The organism is Dyella silvatica, from assembly GCF_026283955.1.
Lineage (GTDB): Bacteria > Pseudomonadota > Gammaproteobacteria > Xanthomonadales > Rhodanobacteraceae > Dyella_C > Dyella_C silvatica.
Map to the genome: position 1 here is coordinate 1 of NZ_JAPDPE010000172.1, position 6,505 is coordinate 6,505.

At 62.7% G+C, this 6,505-nt stretch carries 6 protein-coding genes; 4 read left to right on the forward strand and 2 right to left on the reverse strand.

The window, feature by feature from the left end; translation table 11 throughout:
• Window positions 1-511, forward strand: a 511-nt coding sequence (locus OUZ52_RS21630) for a methyl-accepting chemotaxis protein (protein ID WP_266160665.1), incomplete at its 5' end; no start/stop codon positions are given.
• A gap of 28 nt (window positions 512-539) precedes the next feature.
• On the opposite strand, the gene OUZ52_RS21635 is transcribed toward OUZ52_RS21630, so the two are convergent.
• Window positions 540-1,307 carry an alpha/beta hydrolase gene (locus tag OUZ52_RS21635; protein ID WP_266160666.1) on the reverse strand — a complete coding sequence of 256 codons (768 nt, stop codon included), beginning with the start codon at window positions 1,305-1,307 and terminating at the stop codon, window positions 540-542.
• A gap of 261 nt (window positions 1,308-1,568) precedes the next feature.
• Here OUZ52_RS21635 and OUZ52_RS21640 point away from each other — a divergent pair, with 261 nt between their 5' ends.
• The gene (locus OUZ52_RS21640; protein WP_266160667.1) at window positions 1,569-1,967 is read left to right on the forward strand and encodes an RcnB family protein; all 399 of its coding nucleotides are present in this window, start codon (window positions 1,569-1,571) and stop codon (window positions 1,965-1,967) included.
• A 158-nt stretch (window positions 1,968-2,125) separates the two neighbouring features.
• The gene (locus tag OUZ52_RS21645) at window positions 2,126-4,180 is read left to right on the forward strand and encodes a sodium-translocating pyrophosphatase (RefSeq protein ID WP_266160668.1); all 2,055 of its coding nucleotides are present in this window, start codon (window positions 2,126-2,128) and stop codon (window positions 4,178-4,180) included.
• On the opposite strand, the gene OUZ52_RS23085 is transcribed toward OUZ52_RS21645, so the two are convergent.
• Entirely contained in the window at window positions 4,177-4,479 is a 303-nt protein-coding gene (locus OUZ52_RS23085; protein WP_425493904.1) for a hypothetical protein, read from the reverse strand. The two genes, OUZ52_RS21645 and OUZ52_RS23085, sit on opposite strands and share 4 nt — an antisense overlap.
• Before the next feature lie 267 nt (window positions 4,480-4,746).
• Between OUZ52_RS23085 and OUZ52_RS21650 the strand changes: the two genes are divergently transcribed.
• A complete protein-coding gene (locus tag OUZ52_RS21650; protein ID WP_266160669.1) occupies window positions 4,747-6,306 on the forward strand; it encodes a TIGR00341 family protein in 1,560 nt (519 codons plus the stop codon).
• Window positions 6,307-6,505 lie beyond the last annotated feature (199 nt).

Consider the following 6,505-nt stretch of genomic DNA (forward strand, 5'->3'; position numbering starts at 1 on the left):
GCTGGCGCTGAATGCGGCGGTCGAAGCGGCGCACGCCGGCAGCCATGGCCGTGGCTTTGCGGTCGTCGCCGAAGAAGTGCGCCAGCTGGCTCAGCGCAGCACCGATGCGGCACGCGAAATTCATCAACTGATCGACGACAGCGCGATGAAGGTCGAGGCCGGCAGCTTGCTGGCCGGACAATCGAGCCAGCTGCTGGCGGAGATTGTCGACAGCACCGCCCGAGTCTCGCAAGCGATTGCCGAGATCAGCGCAAACAGCCGTGAACAATCGAGCGGCATCGGCCAGATCGGGCAAACTGTGCTGTTGATGGACGACGCCACCCAGCAAAACGCGGGGCTGGTCGAGCAGGCCGCCGCCGCGGGTCGCGCGCTGCGCGAACAGGCCGATGTGCTGCTGCGGCAAATCGGTTTTTTCCAGTTGAGCGAGGCAGTGACGATCGCCGATGCAGCATCGGCCAGCTCGCTGCCCTCGGACTCAGTGAGCGTTGCCGCACAAGCACTGACGACCTAGCCAAGGCAGCATCAATCCGCCGGCGATCTCATTGAAGGAAATGACTGAGCCCGCTTTGATATTCGGGAAAGTCCTGGATCGTGTTGTGACCGGCGTCGTCCACCACCTGCTGCAGCGGCCGGTTGCGAAAGCTCTCGGCCAGGCGCGCCGTACGCTCCGGCTGTACCAGCAGGTCGTCGGCCGCGCGCATCAGCAGCACCGGACAACGCAGTTCAGCCGCATAGCGCCACGACTCGTAGCGATCATGCAGCAACCACGACACCGGTACCCAGGGATACGACGCCTGCGCCATCCGCGACATGCTGTCAAACGGCGTGACCAAGACCAGACGCTCGACCGGCCGATGCACGGCCAGTTGCACCGCTACCGCGCTACCCAGACTGCGCCCGATCACCGCAATCGCGCTGTGCTGTGGCGCGACCTGGTCGTACAAGGCTTGCGCGTCGGCCACTAACGCGGTCTCGCTGGGCTCACCTTCGCTGGCGGCATAACCGCGATACGCCAGCAGATACACGGTGCGATGCGGAAACCAGCGCGCCAGATCCTCACGCGAATCCTCGATGCGTTCGCCATTGCCGCCGAAATAAAGCAGCGCCTTGGACTGGCCGGGATTCATCACCCAGCCGCGCAAGACGACGCCGTCGCTGCGCAGCTCAAGATTCGGAGCCTGGCGCACCAGCCAGGTACCTTCCGGCCGATAAATCAGCTGCCGCTGGCTGAGATACAGATAGCCGCAAAACGCTCCGTAAAGCAGCACGACGATGACGGCAAACACCATCATCACACGCCAGAACATGCTGTCTCACATTTCCATGCCCTGCGGCGTTGCTCTCGTGCCACCGCAACGCCGGCATTGATCCATCGCTGTCGATACATACCCACCCCTGATTCGTGCCACGCGGCCAGGCCAGCTTGCCACAGCAACTTGCGCCACGGCAGCAACCGCTGAGCACAGCCTGAAAGCCCGGCTGAGGACGGCACCCAACGGTTCAGGCGCACGTTCTTACGATGCGTCCACCACCCCTGCCAACTGTCCGTACCTGTCGAGGAGTAACCCATGAAGATCATGCCCAGGGTCGCTGTTGCTTTGTCGCTGTTGCTCGGCAGCGGTGCCGCCTTCGCCGACAACGATCATCGTGAGCGCGACCGCTACGGCAACCAGCGCCATCATCAGCGTGACCACCGCGACGATGATCGCCGGCACTATGGATACCGTCACGACAACCGTCGTTATGACCGTGACGACCGCCGCTACGACGGTCGCTGGAATAATCATTACCGTCCGCATCGCTGGGCACGCGGACATCGCTACGACGGTCCCAACTACATCGTGCGCGACTACGGCTACTACCGCTTGCGGCCACCGCCGCGCGGCTATCACTGGGTCCGTTCGGACAACGACTATCTGCTGGTCGCGATCGCCACCGGCATCATTCTGGACATGGCCATTCGCTAGGGCCGGTCAGCCCCGACCCGCGCACGGCAGCGCTGCGTCGCACAACATGCTCATCACCGACCTCTGCCTATACTCGACCTGACCGCCTCTACAGGGCGGCCACCGTCGGGAGGCCGGTGCTCCGGTCGCCCTGGATAACCAATCATGGGGAGGCTCCGATGCTGCAGCAGTATGGCTTGTGGATCGTGCTGGCGTGTGCGGTCGTGGCAGTTCTGTATGGCGCGCTTTCGGTGCGCTGGATTTTGGCGCAATCACCGGGAAACCAGCGCATGCAGGAGATCGCCGCGGCGATCCAGGAAGGCGCCCGGGCGTATCTCAACCGCCAGTACACCACCATCGGTGGCGTGGGCCTCGTGCTTTTTCTCGTTGTTGGATTCGCCCTGGACTGGCCTACGGCCATTGGCTTTGCGGTGGGTGCCATGCTCTCCGGCGCCACCGGCTATATCGGCATGAACGTATCGGTGCGTGCCAACGTGCGTACCGCTGAGGCCGCCCGTAACGGCCTGGCAGCGGCCTTGAAGGTCGCCTTTCGTGGCGGTGCGATTACCGGCATGCTGGTGGTCGGACTGGCATTGTTCGGCGTCACCGCTTACTACGTCGCGCTCAAGGCCATGGGCTACGAGACCATGCACGCACTGCATGCGTTGATCGGCCTGGCCTTCGGCTCCTCGCTAATCTCGATCTTCGCCCGCCTCGGCGGTGGCATTTTTACCAAGGGTGCCGACGTCGGCGCCGATCTGGTCGGCAAGGTCGAAGCCGGCATTCCCGAGGATGACCCGCGCAATCCGGCGGTGATTGCGGACAACGTCGGCGACAACGTCGGCGACTGCGCCGGCATGGCGGCCGACTTGTTCGAAACCTATGCCGTCACCCTGATTGCCACCATGCTGCTCGGCGGTGTGATGGCCGAGCAGGTGGGCGCCAATGGTGTGCTGTATCCGTTGCTGCTCGGCGGTGCCTCGATCATTGCGTCGATCATCGGCACCTTCTTCGTCAAGGCGCGCGGGCCGAAGATCATGAACGCGCTCTATGCCGGCGTAGCGGTTTCGGCGGTGATTGCCGCGATCGCTTTCTGGCCGATCACCACCCAGCTGATGGGCGCCGAGCAATCGACATTTTCGGTCGGCCACCTGTACGGCTGCGCCTTGATCGGTCTGGTGCTAACCGGGGCCATGGTGGTGATCACCGAGTACTACACCGCCACCGAATATGCACCGGTGCGCCACATCGCGCAGTCCTCCACCACCGGCCATGCGACCAACATGATCGCCGGCCTCGGTGTGTCGATGAAATCGACCGCACTGCCGGTACTGGCGGTATGCGCTGCTATCTGGGGCGCTTACTCGCTTTGCGGCCTGTACGGCATCGCCATCGCGGCCACCGCGATGCTCAGCATGACCGGCATGATCGTCGCCCTGGATGCCTACGGCCCGATCACCGACAACGCCGGCGGCATTGCCGAAATGGCCGACCTGCCGCCGGAAGTGCGGGGGGTTACTGATCCACTGGATGCTGTCGGCAATACCACCAAGGCGGTGACCAAGGGTTATGCCATCGGCTCAGCCGGCCTCGCCGCTTTGGTGCTGTTCGCCGACTACACGCACAACCTCAGCCAGCATCTGGGGGTGACCGATTTCCGCTTCGATCTATCCAACCACTACGTGATCATCGGCTTGCTGATCGGCGGCCTGATTCCGTATCTGTTCGGTGCCATGGCGATGGAGGCGGTGGGCCGTGCAGCCGGTGCCGTGGTCGAGGAAGTGCGCCGCCAGTTCCGCGAAATCAGCGGCATCATGGAAGGCACCACCAAGCCAGATTATTCACGCGCGGTGGATATGCTGACCAAGTCGGCCATCAAGGAAATGCTGGTTCCCTCGCTATTGCCGGTGCTGGTGCCGGTCTTGGTGATGTTCGGCTTCAAATGGCTTGGCGGCGCCGAGGCCGGCGCGCAGGCCTTGGGCGGTGTGTTGATCGGCACCATCGTCACCGGCTTGTTTGTGGCGATCTCGATGACTACCGGCGGCGGCGCCTGGGACAATGCCAAAAAATACATTGAGGACGGCCATTTCGGCGGCAAGGGCTCGGACGCGCATAAGGCTGCGGTCACCGGCGACACCGTAGGCGATCCGTACAAGGACACCGCGGGCCCGGCAGTGAATCCGCTGATCAAGATCATCAACATCGTGGCTTTGTTGCTGATCCCCCTGCTTTAACGATGGAGTGCCCCCTCTCCCATCGGGGGAGGGGGTTTCGATGGCAGATCGCTGAAACCCGTGGCAACCAAGGCAATCAGATCGCTCATCACGCCGTTTTCTTGCCACATAAAAGCGCGGCAACCGGCGACGTGCGCTGTGCACGACAAGCCCACCACTTGGCGCTGCTCATTGATACCGGTCGCCTGACTATGCGCATCGCCGGGCAAGCTGCCGCCGCCATCGCGCGCTGAGCACAGGCCGGGGAGTAGGAGGGTGCGATGTTTTGCGATGCCCGGCGCGATGACTTCATGCCGCATGCGCAACCCTTCTCCGACTCGGCTTTAGCTACCACGACGAGGCCGAACTCGATCAAGCGGCAAGACGCATGGCGGGTGCGCTGCGAGCGGCGTAAAGAGCCTTTACACCGAGTTAAATACGACATAATGCGGACGCCCGGCATGCAGCCTTCTTGGCCGAGCCTGTTGAACATCGCACGATGTCGATGCGATGGTACGGATGCTGGCACTACTGATTAAAGCCTTTTCACCGGCTAAGTACCGTTATCCGCATGGCTGAGGCGCCCCATGTTCAAGCTCATTCGTCGCTGGTTGATCCGCCAATCGGCCTCTGTGGACCGCGATACCATCGCCGATGAAATCGACGACGATGGCGAGCTGGAAGGCAGCTATTTGTTTATGTGCGCGATGGCCTCGGGCATCGCCACTATCGGCCTGCTGTGCAATTCGGTGTCGGTGATTATCGGTGCGATGTTGGTATCGCCATTGATGGGGCCCATCGTGCGGCTGGGTCTTGGCATCGCCACGCTGGATATCAACCGGGTATTCCGCGCGCTCGGCACCTTGCTCGCCGGCATGGGGCTGGCTTTGCTGGTGTCGATACTGATTGTCTGGCTATCACCGCTACGCACGCCGACGCCGGAAATCCTGGCCCGCACCACACCCAACTTGTTCGACATGATCGCCGCCACGCTGTCAGGCCTTGCCGGTGGCTACGCGATGATTCGCAAGCGCGGCGGCACTATCGTCGGCGTTGCCATCGCCACTGCGCTGATGCCGCCGATGGCGGTGGTGGGCTTTGGCCTTGCCGTGGCCCAATGGCGGATATCCCAGGGTGCTTTGCTGCTGTTCACCACCAACTTCGCGACGATTGCCCTCAGCGCCACCTTGATGAGCACCTGGTACGGTTTTGGTGGCCGCGCCACCCGTCATGCGGTGGCCTGGCAGATCATCGTTGGCTTCGCGGTATTGTTGCCGCTGGGCTGGCCCTTGGCGCACGCCCTGCGTGATATTGCACAGCAAACCCGCCTGCTCAATACCGTGCGCAGCACGCTGACGCAAACCTTGAGCGACCAGTCCGTTCGCGTACTCGACATGCAGATCGACGACAGCCACAAGGTGCTCGATGTCACCTTTGCCGCACAGCACTACGAGATGAAAGACGACACCAGCCTGCATCAGGCTTTGGTCTCCGCCTTGCCGCCACAACTCTCGTTACGCCTGAATCCGGTCATTACCGTCGACCCGACCCGCGCCGAGCTGACCCGCTCGGCCTTGAGCGCGGGCGTGCCAAACACTGCTGGATCGGGCAACCCAAGCATCAGCGATGAAGCCCACGACGTCGTGCGTAACTTCCCCCTGCCCTTGCTCGGTTCACAGATTGATGCCCACGACAAACAGATAACCTTGCTCATCGCCCCCACAACCGAAGCCCCGCTGAGCACCCTTAAGCAGATGGAAGACCATCTTGCCGCACAGCTCGGCGGCTGGACCGTGCATATCGTGCCGCCACCGCGCCCACTGCCACCGGTGCTGTTCGCGCGTGCATCGGCCGACCTTGGCAGCGAACAAATCACCACGATGCAGCTGGTGGTCTGGGCCACTCAACGCTGGGGGGTCAAGCAGGTCTCGGTCGAAGGGCGCGCCAGCAGCGATGGCAAAGGTACGGCCAATCTGGCTGCCGATCGCGCCCGCCATGTCCGCGACTGGCTCGAGGCGGCAGGCCTGCGCGCCAGCATGGGCGCGAGCTATCCCCTGCCTGATCAGGCCCAAATCGAGGAAACCAACGGCGTCGAAGCATTCCGCAGTGTGCTGATCCAGGTGACGGATCCGGCAAAGACTGATTGAATGACCCTTCCCCTCCCGGAGGTCAGATGTGAATAAACGCTCCCTCGCTCTTCTTGCCACCTTGGTAATGACCGGCATGACCCACGCAGCTACACCATCCGCCACCGCCCCAACCGCTTCGCCCGAGGGCAACACCACCGACTCTCGCCTATGGCTTGAGGATATCGATGGCGCCAAGCCGCTCGCATGGGTCAAGCAA

Excerpts from the sequence above, each read along its gene's own strand:
- OUZ52_RS21645 (WP_266160668.1), top strand. The coding sequence starts at position 2,126 with ATGCTGCAGCAGTATGGCTTGTGGATCGTGCTGGCGTGTGCGGTCGTG.
- OUZ52_RS21635 (WP_266160666.1), bottom strand. The coding sequence starts at position 1,307 with ATGTTCTGGCGTGTGATGATGGTGTTTGCCGTCATCGTCGTGCTGCTT.
- OUZ52_RS21640 (WP_266160667.1), top strand. The coding sequence starts at position 1,569 with ATGAAGATCATGCCCAGGGTCGCTGTTGCTTTGTCGCTGTTGCTCGGC.
- OUZ52_RS21650 (WP_266160669.1), top strand. The coding sequence starts at position 4,747 with ATGTTCAAGCTCATTCGTCGCTGGTTGATCCGCCAATCGGCCTCTGTG.
- OUZ52_RS23085 (WP_425493904.1), bottom strand. The coding sequence starts at position 4,479 with ATGCGGCATGAAGTCATCGCGCCGGGCATCGCAAAACATCGCACCCTC.